General features: G+C 62.9%; 10 protein-coding genes and 1 tRNA gene. 4 read left to right on the top strand and 7 right to left on the bottom strand.

Translation table 11 applies throughout. The features are described from left to right. Nucleotides 1-77 precede the first annotated feature (77 nt). A complete protein-coding gene (locus tag GXH28_RS07715) occupies nucleotides 78-4,145 on the top strand; it encodes a DUF11 domain-containing protein (RefSeq protein ID WP_169238442.1) in 4,068 nt (1,355 codons plus the stop codon). A 229-nt stretch (nucleotides 4,146-4,374) separates the two neighbouring features. Continuing rightward, entirely contained in the window at nucleotides 4,375-5,364 is a 990-nt protein-coding gene (locus GXH28_RS07710; protein ID WP_320447931.1) for a glycoside hydrolase family 5 protein, read from the top strand. Nucleotides 5,365-5,505: 141 nt separating this feature from the next. On the opposite strand, the gene GXH28_RS07705 is transcribed toward GXH28_RS07710, so the two are convergent. The 3 genes from GXH28_RS07705 to GXH28_RS07695 form a co-directional block, all read right to left on the bottom strand. Continuing rightward, entirely contained in the window at nucleotides 5,506-6,921 is a 1,416-nt protein-coding gene (locus GXH28_RS07705) for an ammonium transporter (protein WP_169238465.1), read from the bottom strand. A 577-nt stretch (nucleotides 6,922-7,498) separates the two neighbouring features. Then, entirely contained in the window at nucleotides 7,499-8,611 is a 1,113-nt protein-coding gene (locus GXH28_RS16820) for a lamin tail domain-containing protein (RefSeq protein WP_169238441.1), read from the bottom strand. A gap of 225 nt (nucleotides 8,612-8,836) precedes the next feature. Beyond that, the gene (locus tag GXH28_RS07695) at nucleotides 8,837-9,349 is read right to left on the bottom strand and encodes a phosphoribosyltransferase (protein WP_169238440.1); all 513 of its coding nucleotides are present in this window, start codon (nucleotides 9,347-9,349) and stop codon (nucleotides 8,837-8,839) included. Nucleotides 9,350-9,393: 44 nt separating this feature from the next. Between GXH28_RS07695 and GXH28_RS07690 the strand changes: the two genes are divergently transcribed. Further along, on the top strand, nucleotides 9,394-10,014 hold the full coding sequence (locus tag GXH28_RS07690) for a LysM peptidoglycan-binding domain-containing protein (protein ID WP_169238439.1): 621 nt from the start codon (nucleotides 9,394-9,396) through the stop codon (nucleotides 10,012-10,014). Between the two features lie 36 nt (nucleotides 10,015-10,050). On the opposite strand, the gene GXH28_RS07685 is transcribed toward GXH28_RS07690, so the two are convergent. After that, nucleotides 10,051-11,238, bottom strand: coding sequence for a DUF3048 domain-containing protein (locus GXH28_RS07685; protein ID WP_169238438.1), 1,188 nt, complete (start codon nucleotides 11,236-11,238; stop codon nucleotides 10,051-10,053). Between the two features lie 74 nt (nucleotides 11,239-11,312). Between GXH28_RS07685 and GXH28_RS07680 the strand changes: the two genes are divergently transcribed. Continuing rightward, nucleotides 11,313-11,385: transfer RNA gene (locus tag GXH28_RS07680), tRNA-Glu, on the top strand. 51 nt (nucleotides 11,386-11,436) lie between these two features. Here GXH28_RS07680 and GXH28_RS07675 read toward each other — a convergent pair. The 3 genes from GXH28_RS07675 to GXH28_RS07665 form a co-directional block, all read right to left on the bottom strand. Continuing rightward, entirely contained in the window at nucleotides 11,437-12,264 is an 828-nt protein-coding gene (locus tag GXH28_RS07675; RefSeq protein WP_169238437.1) for a pentapeptide repeat-containing protein, read from the bottom strand. Between the two features lie 31 nt (nucleotides 12,265-12,295). Then, on the bottom strand, nucleotides 12,296-13,447 hold the full coding sequence (locus GXH28_RS07670) for an acyl-CoA dehydrogenase family protein (RefSeq protein WP_169238436.1): 1,152 nt from the start codon (nucleotides 13,445-13,447) through the stop codon (nucleotides 12,296-12,298). A 71-nt stretch (nucleotides 13,448-13,518) separates the two neighbouring features. Continuing rightward, complete coding sequence (locus GXH28_RS07665) at nucleotides 13,519-14,589, bottom strand: glucose-1-phosphate thymidylyltransferase (RefSeq protein WP_169238435.1); 1,071 nt, start codon at nucleotides 14,587-14,589, stop codon at nucleotides 13,519-13,521. Nucleotides 14,590-14,640 lie beyond the last annotated feature (51 nt).

The raw sequence follows: 14,640 nt of genomic DNA, 5'->3' as shown, positions 1-14,640 counted from the left end.
CTGCGCTTCTTGATGGTCACGCGCCACTCACTATATAATCCACCAAATTGCTGAGCAGAAGGCAAGGAGGAACCACGTTGTTTACTACATCCCTACTTCGTCGGCTTGCTTGCATAGCCATAGCACTCAGCGCGTCGGCGTTGTTTGCCGGCGCTGCGCATGCCGGGACAATCACCGTTACTCTTCCCTTCGACCGCTTCGACAGCACCGCGACAACCGATTGCTCGTTGCGCGAAGCGGTCCAGACGGCGAACACCAACGCGACCTTCGCTGGCTGTAATTCGTTTGGCCTGCTGGGCGACGATACGATTGTGTTCGACCCGTCGCTGACCACTGTGACCATCTCCCAGACCGTTTCAGGCGGCAACAACGACAACGTTGACGGCGACCTGGACGTGTTCGTGGGCAACGTCAGCGGCACACTGACGATTCGCGGGCCGATCACCGTTCAGGTGCAAGGCATACTCGACCGCGCCGTTGATGTGCATCCCGACGCCAGCGGGAACAACGCATCGTTTAGGCTGGAGGATGTGGAAATCACCGGCGGTGACGCGCGGCCGTGGGTGACGAACGATAACCTGTCCTATTCCAACGCGCAATTGGAATGCGTTCACGGCGGCGGGGCAGTGCGCGTGATTTCCGGGGTGCAGGCGACGCTAGACGGCGTGGCGCTGCGCCAGAACGCGGCGGGCTACGCGGGCGGCGGCTTGTGTGCGCAGGAGAACACCAACGTGGCCATCGTCAACTCGCAGTTAATCTCGAATGCAGTCGGGCTGAGCGGCACGCAACAGGTGGATTACGCGCTGGGCGGCGGCGGCGTTTGGAGCGGCGGAGCGCTGGCGCTGACCAACACCAGTGTGCTGACCAACCGCGTGGTGTTGAGCAACGGCTTCAGTTTGGCGGACTTTGGCTTTGCCGGCGGCGGTGGTGTGGGGGTGATCACCGGCAGTTTGTCGGTGTTCGGCGGCGTCATCGCCGATAATGTGGTCACACAGACGCAGGTTGGCGAGCACGAAGCGCACGGCGGCGGTGCGCTCTTCATCCGCCTGGGTTCTCCGAAAAGCAGCGTGTTGCTGCGCGGCGTGACCATCCGAGAGAATCGGCTCGTGGGGGGGAAGGTATCCGCCGGCGCTGGCGCAGCGATCTTCAGCGGCGCCGACGTGCAAATCGGGGGGACGACAATCGTCAGGAACACTGCGAACACCGTCCAATTGGTGTCTGGCGGCGGCCTTGCGATTGGCTGGCCTGGCACCTTCAGCGGCTACACGCCGCCCTTCGTGACGCTCAGTAACGCAGATGTGCTCAGCAACAGCGCGGAGGTCAACGCGGTTTCGGTATCCGGCCAAATCACCCCGGTAATACTGGGCGCCGGCGCGTTCTTCGGCGAGGGTGTGGTGTTCAATGTGTCGGACGCGAACGTGAACGGCAATGTCGGGCGCTACGTGGGCAGCTCCGTCACCAACACGATCGGCGTTGGCGGTGGCCTGAGCGCGCTTCACAACGGCTCAATCACAAACACCCAATTTCTGGCCAACCAACTGCGCAACTTTCGCTTCGTCGGCGGCGTAGGCGCACATCTGAAAGGGACAGCAAATGTGGTGCGCATGGGCGCGAGCGACAACATCGGCTCGTCCTCGTTAGGGACGGGTGCCGGCAGCCTCGGCGGCGGCATTTATGTAGATAGCGGCGCAGTAGTGACGTTGTCCGATTCGTTGTTCAGCTCCAACGTGGTGACCGGCCAGCGTCACAGTAGCGCTCTGTTCGGCTTCGCAGCGGGTGGCGGCCTTGGGGTAGATGGCACGCTCTTCATCACCGACACCATAGTAACGTCCAACACGGCCCGGAGCGGTGGCGGCTTTGCAGGCGCAGGTCTGGTGCACGCCAAGCGAATCACCGTGACAAACAATGTGGCCACAGACCCCGACTGGACGGATGAGTTCGCTCAGGGCGGCGCCTGGGCAAACAGCGGGACGGTATTTGTGGAGGACAGCCTGATCGCCAGCAATGTGGTCTCTCGACCGCAACACAGCGGCCAAGGCGGCGCAATTGTCAACTACGCCGGCACGTTCCATGTGCTGAGCAGCACCATCCGAGATAACGGGGTGTTCGCTCAGTCGTTTGCCAGCGGCGGAGGAGCGGTCATGACGGGCGGCGCGATGTGGCTCACCAACACGCAGGTGCTTTCCAATACCTCCCAGGCATCTTCAGGCCCAGCCTACATGGGCGGCATCAACGTTGGGGGAGGAGCAGCGCTGTATGCAACGGATTCCGAGATAGCTTTCAACGAAGCGCGGGGTGATAACAATTCTGGCGGCGGCGGGATTGGCATTAACGGTCACGGCACCGCGCGCATCACCCGTGCGAACATCCACAACAACCGAGTGATTCTCTACACTACGCTGCAGCCCACGGGCGCCGGCGCAGGTGTAATCAACGGTGGCGACCTGCGAATCAGCCACTCGTCTATTTATAGCAACGTCGCCGGCTATGCGTCAGGCGTCAATAACTACTGGGTGCCGGCGACGCACACGCCGACGGTGCACATCGTCAACACCACAATAAGCAGCAACGGGCCGAGCAACTCAACGACCGCACAGGGTATCGTAGTCACCGGCACGGCCTATCTCACCCACACCACAGTCGCGTCGAACACCGGCATCGGGCTGGTGAATCAGGGCACAGCCGGCTTCTTCGCCGTGCTGGCAGCTTACAACACCACCGCCGACTGCGCGAACTGGGATGGCGGGTCTGCCACGTCGCAATTCTCGATGTCCAGCGATGCCACGTGTGGAACTGGAACATTCGGTTTCACCTACACAAACACCGATCCGCTGCTGCAGCCGCTTGCGCTGAATGGTGGCAGCACGTGGAACCATGAGCTGCCAATCGGCAGCCCGGCGCTGAGCAAGGTGAGCCCCTGCGGCGCAAGCGACGACCAGCGCAGCGTGAGCCGTCCGGCGCCGTGCGACATCGGCGCGTTCGAGCGCTTAGAGACGGTGAGCCTGAGCCTGGGCAAGATAGGCGTCGGGAGCATAGCAACGGCGGGTGTGCCATTCACCTACACGCTGATCATCACAAACAATGGCCCCGACTTCGCCACTAACATAGTGGTGACGGACACGCTGAGCGGCGGGGCGACTTTTGGCAGCGTGGTCGGTTCGAGCAATCCAACCAGCTTGACGTTCAGCTTGGCCGGCGCAAGCGCGACGTTCACAGTAAGCGTGATCCCAACGAACAGCGCGTTCGTGATCACTTACACGGTGCAGCCGCCGGTGAACGGCGGGGTGTTCAGCAACACGGCCAGCATTGCGGCTGTGGACCAACAACAGACCAGCAGCAACCCAACGGCGGGCGGCGGAGATGTAACGGCAAGCGCGAATGCAGACTTGGAGATCAGCAAGGTGGCCGATCCAGCAACCGTGTTGCCCGGCGGGGTGATCACCTACACGCTGGTGGTGACGAACAACGGGCCAAGTGTGGCGCAGGCTGTGACGGTAACAGACCAGATCAGCGGCGGCACGCTGGGTGGCCTGGTGGCGACGAGCAGCGGCGTGAGTTCCGTCATCAGCGGGAACATGCTGACGTTCACAGTGTCGTCCCTGAACGCGGGCGGAGTGGTGACGATGGTGTATACAGCGACGGCGCCGACGACGACGGGCGTGGTGACGAACATGGCGACCGTGGCGTCGGCGACGTATGATGGCAACCCAGGCAACAACACACCGCCCGGCGGTGGGACCAGCACTCTGGTCGGCCAAGCCGCGCTGGCTGTCTCTAAGGTGCAGACCTACACGCTGGGCGTGGGTGGGCGCGTGCGGCAGCATGGCTTGGTGACCTACACGATCACCATCACCAACAGCGGGAACGTGACGGCAACCAACGTCGTGCTGACCGATACGCTGAGCGCCCACCTGAGCTATGTCTCCGGCTGCTCGTTCACGTCGCCAAACGTACTGTGCAGCCTCAGCGATCTGGCGCCTGGAGCCACGACGCAGGTGATCATTGTCGCGCGGGCTACGACGCCAGGGGCGGTGATCACCAACAGCGCTGTGGCCAGCGCGGATAATGCGACGCCAGCCACCAGCAACTCAGTGTCTGCGCAGGTGGAGTATCGCGTCTGGATGCCGATCGTGCGCAAACCGTGAGGTAGAGAAGGGTTGTGCTTGGCCCCTAGGCCAGGCACAGCCCTTTTACGCTTGGGGTGTTTCTATGATAAAAACAAACAGTATGATGAAACGCTGGTGGGCTTTGTTGTGCGTTGTTGCGCTTAGCGCGTGCAGCCTGTCGTCGCCGACGCCGTCCCCTTCTCCGTCCCCGCGAGCAGCCACGCCGACCCCGGTGCCCGTTAGGACAGCGCCGACCGCAGTTCCTGCCGTGCCTGACGACCAGTTTCCTGCGTTTGTTGTGCCAGGCCGCAAGTTTGTGCCCATAGACCCTTTTGAACAGGCCAAGCGCTTGGGCCGTGGCGTGAACTTCGGCAATGCGCTTGACGCCCCTAACGAAGGCGACTGGGGCGTTGTGTTGCGCGAAGAATACTTTGCTTTTGTTCGCGAGCTCGGCTTCGACACCGTGCGCGTGCCCATCCGCTGGTCGGCGCACGCCTTGCGCGAGCCGCCCTATTCCATCTCCCCCAAATTTTTTGAGCGCGTGGACTGGGTGATCAAAAATGCATTGGCGCAAGATCTGAATGTGGTCATCAACGTCCATCACTACGAAGAGCTTTTCGAGGACGTACAAGGGGAGCGCGAGCGGTTTCTAGCCCTGTGGAACCAGATCGCGCGGCGCTATCGCAAGTTGCCGGCGGAAGTGGTGTTTGAGGTGTTGAACGAGCCCCATGGCAAACTGACCCCCGGACTATGGCAACGCCTCTTTGAAGAAGCGTTGACCGTCATTCGTAGCACTAACCCGCAGCGCAACGTCGTCTTCACCGGCGCCAATTGGGGCACCCTCAACGCCTTGATCGGTTCGAAGCCGCCGGCTGACCCGCACCTGATCGCCACATTCCATTATTACGAGCCGGTAGCATTCACCCACCAGGGCGCAGAGTGGACGGAGGGCAGCAACGCCTGGATCGGCACGACGTGGGTGGGCAACGGGACCCAAAGAGCCCAGATCGAGTTCGACTTCGACCGGGTGGTGCGCTGGGCCAAAGCCAACAAGGTTCCCCTTTGGATGGGCGAGTTTGGTGCCTATGGCCGCTATGCTGACCTCGAGTCGCGCGTCCGCTGGACGGAGCACGTTGCCCGCACGGCCGAGGCGCGTGGCATTAGCTGGGCATACTGGGAATTCGGCAGCGGTTTCGGCTTTTACGACATCGCCAACCGACAATGGTCGGAACCGTTGATCAAGGCGCTGCTTCCTTAAAAACCCGTGTCTTGTGCTGCGCTCAGCGAGCCTGTGCGCGTCACTCTTCCTTTTGCTTGCGGTAAACCAGAAGGGAAACGCACCCGCCTGTAGGCGCGTGGCCTACAGGCGGGTATATGTTTCTGGAACTCGGCGCCGTGTTCACTTGCCCGTCGTCGCCGGGGCCGCGCCCGAGCGGTAAATGCTCGTTGCCGGGCTGGGTGCGCCGGGTGTGAAGTCCACGTCCTGCGGATAGGCAATGGCGCCGTGCTCCATCGCGTCCAGGCCTTGGACCTCCTCCTCAGCGCTGACGCGCAGGCCGATGGTCTTCTTGATGGCGAAGAACAGCACGCCGGTCGTCGCAGCCGTCCAGACGCCACAGGCGATCACGCCGATGAGCTGAATGATGAGCTGGCCCAGCCCGCCGCCGTGGAATAGGCCGGTCACGCCGCCAAGCGAGGCGAACAACCCGATTGCCAGTGTGCCCCATGCGCCGCACACGAGGTGCACAGGGATGGCGCCCACGGGGTCGTCAATCTTCAGCATCTCCAACACGCGGCCGAAGACCATCACCAGGACGCCGCCCACCGCGCCGATGACGATTGCGTCGAGCGGGGTGACGAAGGCGCATGGCGCAGTAATGGCCACCAAGCCGGCCAATACACCGTTGAACGCCGCGCCCACGTTAGCCTTCTTCGAGGTGATGTAGCCGTAAATCACTGCTGCCGCTGCGCCGGCTGCCGCAGCCAGGTTGGTGTTCGCGGCTACCAGGGCGACCGCGTCCGCGTTGCTGCCGGCTATGGCGAGCTGGCTGCCGGGGTTGAAGCCGAACCAGCCAAGCCAGAGGATGAACACGCCCAGGCCGAACAGCGTGACCGAGTGGCCGGGGATGGCGTTGGGTGAACCATCGCGGTTGAAGCGGCCCAGCCGTGGCCCCAGCGCCAACGTGCCCATCAGGGCCGCCCAACCGCCCACGCTGTGCACCACCGTCGAGCCAGCGAAGTCGCGGAAGCCGCCGCCTGGCACCAAGCCGGTCGTATCACCCAGCGTCCACAGCCAACCGGTGCCCCATACCCAATGGCCGAAGATCGGATAGATGATGGCCGAGATCACGATGCTGTAGATCAGGTAGGCGCTGAACTTGGTGCGCTCGGCCATCGCGCCGGAGACGATGGTGGCCGCCGTCCCGGCGAAGACGAGCTGGAACAACCAGAAAGCCAGCATCGGCACGTTGCCGACGTCGTCGCCGGTCGCGCCCAGGAGGAAATTGCTCGTGCCGAAGAGGCCACTGCTCACCGCGCCGAACATCAGGCCGTAGCCGATGGCCCAGTAAGCCAGGCTGCCCATCACGAAGTCCATTAAGTTTTTCATCATGATGTTGCTGGCATTCTTGGCGCGGGTGAGGCCGGCCTCGACCAAGGCAAAGCCCGCCTGCATGAAGAAGACGAGGAACGCCGCGACGAGCACCCACATTGTGTCCACACCGCGCAGCACTTCGGCGGTGGGGTTGGCATCCTGCGCCCAGACAAGTCGGCTGCCGATGAGAAAGGTGAGCGCGGCCGCCACAGGGCCGATCATGCGCAGGCCAAAATACTTTAGCCGACTGTTCACAGGTCGCATCGAAAGCCGCTTGGTCGTTGCGGTCATCGTATGCATGATTGCAAAGTCCCTCCTTCAGTAAATGAACGATTCTTCGAGTTTGGTGGATGGAAATCGTGACCGACGACAGGGTAGGTCAAAATTCGCCCAGGATGGGCGGGCGGATATGGGGGGCCATCCTGCTCAGGATGGCCGCGCGTCGAGGCGCTGTTCAAATCTAGATCGCGCTGCGAACCTCACCTCCCGTGATTCACGTATCGCTCATGGATCAAAGCAATCAGCCAGCGCCGAAAACGGCGACGCCCTCGACCGCAGGTTAAACAACGGTCGAGGGCGTCGCAGGCCTCGTTGTATAAAGCCCACGCTTGATCCAGGCGAGGGCTTCACGGCACTGTGCTCGATTGACAGACTTAAATTTTACCGGTCGCCTGCACAGTGTCAAGGGGTTGCAGGACAAAAAGGTTGGCGTCGTTGCGAGATTGGCAACCATTCTCAAACGCGCCTGAGCATCTTTCCCGGCGATCGCGCGTGCCCTGTCCCAACGCATGTCCGAACTTCAATATGTGAAGCGAGCATATTCGACATTCTCTGGATTGAACAGCGATGCCCGCGCGCCGCCGTTATCTGGCCAAATAGGCTCGGCGCTGGCAAACCCGCCGGAGAAGCCGCAATTGTCAGGCGCGACGAGCTCGTTGGTATAAATGAGGCAGATCTGTCCGGCAGCGATAATCGCGCCGTTGCCGAATTGAAAGGTATCTATGATGGTGTTGTCGGCTGTACGGATAGCTTTCAGCGTCCAGCCACTCAAGTCCACCTGCTGCGCTCCTTCGTTGTATAACGCGACGTATTCATCGGCCTGATTAGGCCCGCTGCCCACCGCCCGAATGGACAGGATGCGCACCGTGCCTCTGAAGATGAACGCCCCTTTCTCAAGTGGAGTGGGCGTAGGCGGGGGCGCCGAGTCAACCGGCGTAACGGTAGGCGCTGACGACGCAGGAGGCGCCGGGGGTGACGGCGTGAGCGTTGCCGTGACCTCCGGCGCCGGCTGTAGCGTATTCAGCACAGGTTGGGGTGATGGAAGCGGCGTAAAAGTGGGCGGAGGCGTCAATTCAGGCCTCGGCAGCGGTGATTCCAGCGCCGGCATGGGCGTTGGCGGCAGTTCGGGAACCGGGTCGAGCCGTGGCGGCTCGGGTATTGCCCCGGCCATGGGCGTTGGAACCGATGGGCCGTTCTCTCGGCTGAGGTCTGTTAGTCCGGTGGCATCATTCTCTGTTGTCTCTGTCGTCTCTTCGATAGGCTCCGTCGGCTGAGGCTGAGGAGATTCCGATGCGCCTGTTGGTGCCGGCGTGAACAGGCTGTCGGTCGCCGTCAAGACCGGCGCAGCGATCGGCGCCGGCGTCGCCTGGTAGGCCGCCGAGATTGCCCTGCGCGTGCGCGCCAGGCTGGGGCTGAGGATGAGCGCTGCCGCAATAGCGGCCAAGATGACACAAGCCGCCATGAGCGCCGAGGCGACGACAACGGTCAGGCCGAGCAAACGCGTTGTAGCAGGCTGCTCCGCCGCGCTCTGCACTCGACGCGCTTCTTCGGCCCGCTCGAACATTTCGCGTCGGCTGAGCCAGGTCGGCCCGATAACGCTCTCAAAGGCCGCATACTCGTCCGGGAAATACACGATGCGCGAGCATCGCGTCCGAGGGTCAAACTCCAGTTTGCACCCGCACGCGCGGCACTGCCAGAGCGTGCCGGAGCGTCGCAGGGCGACGCATCCACACAGCGGGCATGTATCTTTCGGAATGCCGCTCAGATCCACGATTCGCTCTATTGAGACGCTGTGGCCGAAAGCCACGCTTCCCTTTCCATAGCAACGCGACCTGCGTTTCGACTGGCCGGATTCATCCTAGACGGGGGCCATCATGCGCGAGGGACGCAGGCGCCGGTCCATCTCCCAGGGGTAAACAATGTAGGCATCCGTGACAGCCGCAAAGTAAGTCGGTTTGTGATGCGGGAAGAGGGACGCCGTCGGCTTATAGTGCAACACCGCTGTTTCGACTCGCGCGCCGCTCGCTTCCACGCGCCCTCGCACCGTCATGATGTGACGGCCATGCGTCCACACATCATCCACGACCAGCACGCGTCGCCCACGCGTCAATTCTTCTTCTGGGAATTGTAAAAAGGTTGGCCACGCCAACAAACGCGGCGCATCTTCGGCCGGAAATTCAACAGCCGCCGTTAAGATATGTTTGATGTCTAGCGCTTCAGCGATTAATCCACCTGGTATGATCCCCCCACGGGTGATCATGACCAACGAATCAAACGCCCCGACCATTTGTGGTAGCAGTTGATCGATGAGCGCGTCCACATCTGCCCATGTCAAGACTTCCTGGCGCGGTGACTCTGCTCTGCGCATCATGACAATCCTTTGCAATTTCGGTCCGCATAGTGTACCTTAGCCCCATGAGCAGAGGAAAGGCAAGCAGCGCGCCGCTGAACGTTATCATCATCGCAAGCGTTGCGGCTTCGCTACTGCTCGTGCTTGCGCTGTTGATCGCATTGCTCATCAGGAGCGGCCGGGGGTTTAACCCACTATCCGCCAGTGTGGGCCTGCCCGAGGCGTTCCCGGTCGAATCGCGGCTGGTCCCCACCGCGGCACCGCCCGAACCGGCTCAACCCCAACCGCCGGCCGAGTTTGAAACACAACCGCCGGCCGCGCCCGAAACGCCGCAGCCGCCCGCTCAGCCCACGCCGCAACCGACTGCAATCCCGGCTCCGATCAGCCCGCCGGTCTTCCCCAGCGATGTCGAACCGGTGCCGGCGGAAGGAGAAGGAGAAGCGGATGACGGCAGCGATGGGCCATCGCCTGCGCAGACCGGCTCAAGCGCGAGCCGAGGAAGCAGCGGTGGGGCGCGCATAGCTTGTGGTGTGCGCGTCGTCCACGTCGTCCAGCCGGGTGAAAATCTCTTTCGTATCGCCTTGCGCTACCACACCACCATCGTGTCCATCGCACGACGTAACAGCATCGCCGACGCGCGCACAATCCGCGCGGGCCAGAGGTTGACGATCATCACCTGTCGCTGAACCGGCCCGTCCCACCCGGCCTTTCCGGGTTTGGGCTTACTGCGTGTTCACAGCGATGTCGCTCATCGGCACAAGCTGAATCCAGGTGTTGCCGGGCTTCAGCGGGATCTTGTTGCCGTTCACATCGAGCAGATCGAACATGCCGATTTCCGGCCCGCGCCGCCAACGACCGCCGATCTCGATGCCATCGCGGAACACGCGCAACGGGCCTTCACCCCACAGTTGAATCTCGATAGAACGCGCGCCGCTGACATCCTCCTGGATCAACGTCGTCACATGGGGCGCATGCACCACTAATACATTCGCTGCGAAGAGCTGCTCGCGCGTGAGCGCATCAATCTGCTTCTCCTTCCGCAGCGACTTGAGCCATCGGCCGGATGGCGGATCGTAGGTCCAGATCACGCTGCCGGACTTATAGCCGACCTCAACCAACGTAGTCGGCTTGCCCTGAGGCGGATTCGGATCAAACGTCCAGGCGCGGAAACTGGAGGGAGTATTGTTGCCACGCCTGTCCAGCTCTTCCCACGCGCGGACCGTGTTGGCGAACAGGTTGTGGGGGGGCAGACGATCTGAGGTGCGGAAGGCGGGGCATGTGGCGCATTCCGTGCCCCCCATGTCGCTAATCATCGTTAGGTTGTTGCGATACGCCCACGAGGCGCGCATCAGCGGCTTGACGCCGGGGCTGGTGCCGGAGCACAGCAGGGCCGCGTCGAAGATCATCGGCAGCTCGATGTCAATGAGGCGACAACTGCGCACTGAGCCGACTTTGGCAGGCGCGTTCGTCAGAAACAGCGCCGTGAAGCGTGTGATGCTGCCTTCGGAGTAGTGCTCGACGACGATGTCGGCGCTGTTCAGGCCGGACTGCGGCCGCACATCAGAGGTGTTGGCTACTTTGACGAGCAACGGCCGGCGCCGCAGGACGGCGGGGTCGGCCACAACAAGGCCGGTGAAGGGATTGACGTTCTCGCCGATTGGGCTGGCTGCCGAGGTCGCCGCGTCGGTCACCGCGCCGGCGGCTTCTAACGCTGCCGTTGACTCAGGCTGAGGCAGCGGTGTGGGCGGCTCGGGCGTCGGCGAAGGCGCGGCAGTCGGCGCGTAAATGGTCACAATCGGTTGAAAGTTCTCCGGCGTCGGGGTTCGCTCGCCCGAGCCGCAGGCGGCCAGGAGGAAGGCGAAGAGCGGCCCGAGCGCGGCAATGGCGCGATGACCGTGAACAATACTCATGGCGATTTTGTCAAGCAACGTAAAGCAATTATAGAGACAACGCATCGTATGTTACAATGACCGCCGACGTGCGCGCCCCCATCGTCTAGCGGTCCAGGACGCGGCCCTTTCAAGGCCGAAACACGGGTTCGAGTCCCGTTGGGGGCATGTTCCAACACGGCAGCGCTCGCCAGTAGCGCTGCGCTTCGTACCGCGCCCTCAAGGCGCCAAAGTGCCATCCGGCAAAACCGTCTGATTGACGATCGCGTTCTTTAACGCCTCGCCCGACAGTTGCGCGCCGCGCAAGGTCGCGCCGCTCAAATTCGCATGATCGAGGCGGGCGCCGTTCAAATTTGCGCCGCGGAATATCGTTCGGCTGCAATCCGCTTCGGTAAGATCGGCGCGCAACAGCAAGGCATCGCTCAGATTGGCACCGCGTAAATCGGCGAAGCACAACCGCGACTCGATCAAGCTGGCGCGATGCAGGTGAGCATGGCGCAAGACGACCCGCTCGCACAGTGCCTCATCCAGATTGGCCTCGTTTAGCTCCGCCTCTTCCATGACGGCGGCAGTCAAGTCGGCATGGCACAGATGCGCGCCGGCCATGCGCGCGCGGCTGAGGTCGGCGCGCGTCAGGTCGGCGGAACGCAGGTCTGCCGTGGGTAGCCGCGCGCGATGAAGTTGGGCGCCGCGCATATCCGCGCCGATGCAGTTGGCCGCCTCGAGGTTGGCCTCGGTCAGGTTTGCATCGCTCAGGCGCGCTTGGGCAAGCTGCGCCGAGGTCAAGTCGGCGCCGGTAAAGTCGCAACATGCAGCGTCCACATCGGTCAGTTGTGCTCCGGCCAGCCACGCGCGCGCTAGGATTGCGCGGCTCAGCGATGCGCCGGTCAGATTCGCGCTGCGCAAGTCGGCAAAGGTGAAGTTCAAGCCGCGCAGGTCCAGCCCGCTCAGGTCTACACCGGTCAATCGCGCGCCCGATTCGCCCTCCTTCAATCGAGGCACAGCCGCCAGAATCTGGATCACCTCTTTGCGTGTCAGTTCAGCCACAAGTCAGAGGTGGGGAGCAAGCGCAGCGCGCTCACGCCCCGATGGCTGCAATCACCGCTTTGCCAATCAACTCCAGGGCGCGATCATCCTGCGGTGGATGCATCAAGCCGGCGCGGGCGTCGCGAAAGTGACGTTCAAGGGACAAGCGACGGTCCAACCCGCCGGCGCCGGCGATGCGCAGCGCCGTGTCGGTCGCCGCGATGGCCGCGTTGGTGCATAGATACTTGGCCGCTGCCAGGTCGGCTTCCATCTCGGCGCGCCGCGCCGGCTGTTCCGCCCATGTCTGCGCCGCTGTGTATAGCACCGCGCGCGCGGCACGCAGCGCAACATCCATCTGGCCGATGCCGCGCTGGACGTGGGGCAATTCGGCAATCGGCTTGCCCAGTGCCGTCGGCACGCGCTGCTGCGCATAGCGCGCCAAGGCGTATAGCGCCCCCTCGCCCACCCCCAGATACACCGCCGCAAATGCGCACGTGGCCCAACCCGCCGGCGGGCCGCCGCGCCGCGCCTGGCCGGGTGCGCGCTGTTCGACATGCCAACACTCCGGCACAAACACATCGTCCAGAACGACGTCGAACGAACCGCTCGCGCGCAGGCTGAGGCTCGTCCCCCAGTTGTCTATGAGCGTCAGGCCGGGCGAATCGCCGGCTACGGCGAACACACCGATCGCATCCTCGAGCGTCGCCGTGACGAGGAAGTAGCGCAAAGCCGGCGCGTAAGTCACCCAACTTTTGCGCCCGTTCAGCCGGTAACCGCCGGCGACGCGCGTCGCGCGGGTAGCGGGCAAGCCGCCGCGCGATGGGCTACCCATCTCCGGCTCGCTTGCTGCGCTGTTGACCAGCGCGCCGTCGCGCACGATCTCCTCGCACAATCGCGCATAGGCGGCCTCGGGCCAAGCGCAGCGTTCAGCCAGCGAACCTACCACGTGGAAGTGCATGGCCAGGCCGAGCGCCGTGCTGGCGTCGGCGCGAGCGAGGCGCTGCAATACGCAGACGCATTGAAATAGGTTGAAGCCGTCCCCGCCCAGCGTCGCCGGCACCGGCAAACGCGGCAAGCCGGCGGCGCGCAGGTCTGCCACGTTTTCAAAGGCAAACGAGCCTTCGCGGTCGTGCTGATCGGCGCGCGCAGCGAAAGCCTCCGCCAACCGGTCCACACAGGTCAGCACCTCGTCGAATGAACGCATGCGCCCATTGTAAGGCGAGGCGACGGGTGCGGGCAGGTTTGGCTGCGCGGATACGCGCACGCGTCGGTTTGTCACAACAACCCCGCCTGGCTGTAATCGCCCAACAGCAGGCGATACCCGCTGGGCTTGGCCGCCGCGTGGGTGATCACCGAACGCCGGCCGATTAAGCTATCGTGAATGCGTGCGGGGATGTGCTCGATGCGGCATCCTTCCAGCACAATGCTGCGCTCGATTTCGGCGTTCTCAATCACGCAATCGCGATCAATGCTGGTGAACGGGCCGACGTAGCTGTTGATGATTTGCGCGTTTTCGCCGATGATCGTCGGGCCGCGGACGACGCTGTTGACGATGCGCGCGCCGCGCTCCAGGGTCACCCGCGAATCCACCACCGAGTGCGCGTCCACTTCGCCCTCGCAGCGCGGCACCAGCTCTTCCAGCACCAGCGCGTTCGCTTCGAGCATATCTTCGCGCTTGCCGGTGTCCACCCACCAGCCGGTATGCACGTAGGGATACACGCGATAGCCATGCGTCACCAGCCACTGGATCGCATCGGTGATTTCCAGCTCATTGCGCCACGAGGGTTGAATCGCCTCCACCGCCTCGAACACGTGCCGGTCAAACATATAGACGCCGACGAGAGCCAGATCGCTGGGTGGGTCTTTGGGCTTTTCGACCAGGCGATCGATGCTGCCGTCGGGGCGCAACACGGCGACGCCGTACTGTCGTGGATCGGCCACCCGCGTCAGTACGATCTGGCTGTTGTAGTCCGAAGCGGCGTATTGCTCGATGAGGCGATGGATGCCGCCCTCGATACAATTGTCGCCGAGGAACATGACGAAGCGCGAGTCGCCGAGAAAGTCCCGGCTGATCTTCACCGCATGCGCTAGGCCGCGTGGTTCGTCTTGAAGGATGTAGGTGATTCGGGCGTCCCAGCGCGACCCATCGCCGACGACACTTTTGATTTCTGCACCGGTCTCCGGCGCAATCACGATGCCGATCTCCTTGATGCCGGCATCGCGGATCGCCTGAATGACCCGAAAGAGAACTGGCTTGTTGGCGAGAGGGATGAGTTGTTTGGCACTGGTGAAGGTGAGTGGGCGCAGGCGCGTGCCTTTGCCGCCGCTCAGAATAAGGCCTTTCATGGTGTTCGTGTTCGATTGCCAGATGAACTGTTGTGCAGTTGGCGCGAGGCA

The sequence above is a fragment of the Candidatus Roseilinea sp. NK_OTU-006 genome, assembly GCF_012931985.1.
Taxonomy (GTDB): Bacteria; Chloroflexota; Anaerolineae; order J036; family Brachytrichaceae; genus JAAFGM01.
This window is presented reverse-complemented; position numbering and strand designations above follow the sequence as displayed.